The following is a 1,902-nucleotide window of genomic DNA, read 5'->3' on the forward strand; positions in this document are numbered from 1 at the left end:
CCACACTAAAAACCCCCCCCCCACCCAAACCGAGATTGTTCCATTTCTCTTGGGATCGGAGTTGTTTTTAAGAGACCGGGACGGGTTCAGTTTCTCGGCGGGGCTGATCGACTACGTCATCAACTGGAACCTGGCGACGAAGCCGTGGCTGATCATTCCGATCGGTCTGTGCTTCGCGGTCGTGTACTACGTGATCTTCCGGTTCGCGATCACGAAGTTCGATCTGAAGACGCCGGGGCGGGAACCGGAGGACGAGGTTGAGGACGTCACGAAGGTGTAGACCTCACACACCCCTCGCGTACCCTTTGGGGGTGGTCTTGCGAAGGCCCCCGGACCCTTGGTCCGGGGGCCGTCGGCACGCCGTCGCGACGCCTTCGCGAGGTCCGGCCAGGGGGTCCCGGCCGGGTACTGCGCGTAGCGCTCCGGTAGCGGAATCACGGGTTCCTTACGCCGCCTTCATCGTGCTACAACAGGTCTACACCACTGAGTGGTGTATACCACCACCCGATGGAGGAAGTATGAGCACCGCCACCGCAACGGCGGCCCCCGCAAAGAAGCGGGGCTCCGGTCTCTTTCAGGGCCTGCAGAAGGTAGGGCGCAGCCTGCAGCTGCCGATCGCCGTTCTTCCGGCGGCGGGCATCCTGCTCCGGCTGGGCCAGCCGGACGTGCATGACAAGCTGAACCTTCCCGACAAGCTCACGGCGGTGTTCGCCACGGCCGGCGGCGCGATCTTCGACAACCTGCCGATGCTGTTCTGCATCGGTGTCGCGATCGGCTTCGCGAAGAAGTCGGACGGCTCCACCGCCCTCGCCGCTCTCGTCGGCTTCCTCGTCTACAGCAACGTCCTGAAGGCGTTCCCGGTCACCGAGGCGAAGGTCCAGAAGGGCGCGGACATAGCCGCGACCTACAACAACCCCGGTGTCCTCGGCGGCATCCTGATGGGTCTGCTGGCCGCGGTGCTGTGGCAGCGCTACCACCGCAAGAAGCTGGTCGACTGGCTCGGCTTCTTCAACGGCCGCCGACTGGTGCCGATCATCATGGCCTTCGTCGGCACCGCCATGGGCGTCTTCTTCGGTCTGATCTGGAAGCCGATCGGTGAGGGCATCTCCAACTTCGGCGAGTGGATCACGGGCCTCGGCGCCTTCGGTGCCGGTCTGTTCGGCCTCATCAACCGCGGGCTGATCCCGGTCGGCATGCACCAGTTCGTGAACACCGTCTCCTGGTTCCAGATCGGCGACTTCAAGAACTCGGGCGGCCAGGTGGTCCACGGTGACCTCAACCGCTTCTTCGCCGGCGACCCGACCGCGGGCCAGTTCATGTCGGGCTTCTTCCCCATCATGATGTTCGGCCTGCCCGCCGCCGCGCTCGCCATCGCGCACTGCGCCCGCCCCGAGCGCCGCAAGGCCGTGCTGGGCATGATGGTCTCGCTCGCGCTGACCTCCTTCGTGACCGGTGTGACCGAGCCGATCGAGTTCTCGTTCATGTTCATCGCGCCGGTGCTCTACGCGATCCACGCGGTCCTGACCGCGCTGTCCATGGCGATCACCTGGGCGCTCGGGGTCCATGCGGGCTTCACCTTCTCCGCGGGTGCCATCGACTACGCGATGAACTGGAGCCTGGCGACCAAGCCCTGGCTGATCATCCCGATCGGCCTGGTCTTCGCCGCGATCTACTACACCGTCTTCCGCTTCGCCATCACCAAGTGGAACCTCCCCACCCCGGGCCGCGAGCCCGAGGAGGAGACCGAGGAACTCGCGGCGGCCTGAGTCCCCGTACGACATGACGAAGGCCCCGGAACCGACCAGGTCTTCCGTTCTAGTGGTCGTCGCAACACCCCAGTTCAAGGGGTGCGATGGACTTCGAGATCCGGAAGGATCGGCGGCCTCAGGGGCCGAGGAGGTT

General features: G+C 65.0%; 1 protein-coding gene and 1 pseudogene. Both read left to right on the top strand.

Features of this window, described 5'->3' with window-relative positions:
* Nucleotides 1-280 (top strand): annotated as a pseudogene (locus ACFW2E_RS46070) (hypothetical protein); the annotation flags it as partial.
* Between the two features lie 238 nt (nt 281-518).
* Nucleotides 519-1,766 carry a PTS transporter subunit EIIC gene (locus ACFW2E_RS46075; RefSeq protein WP_384477947.1) on the top strand — a complete coding sequence of 416 codons (1,248 nt, stop codon included), beginning with the start codon at nt 519-521 and terminating at the stop codon, nt 1,764-1,766.
* Nucleotides 1,767-1,902 lie beyond the last annotated feature (136 nt).

This window comes from Streptomyces sp. NPDC058964 (genome assembly GCF_042741275.1).
GTDB lineage: Bacteria > Actinomycetota > Actinomycetes > Streptomycetales > Streptomycetaceae > Streptomyces.

Excerpts from the sequence above, each read along its gene's own strand:
- ACFW2E_RS46075 (WP_384477947.1), top strand. The coding sequence starts at position 519 with ATGAGCACCGCCACCGCAACGGCGGCCCCCGCAAAGAAGCGGGGCTCC.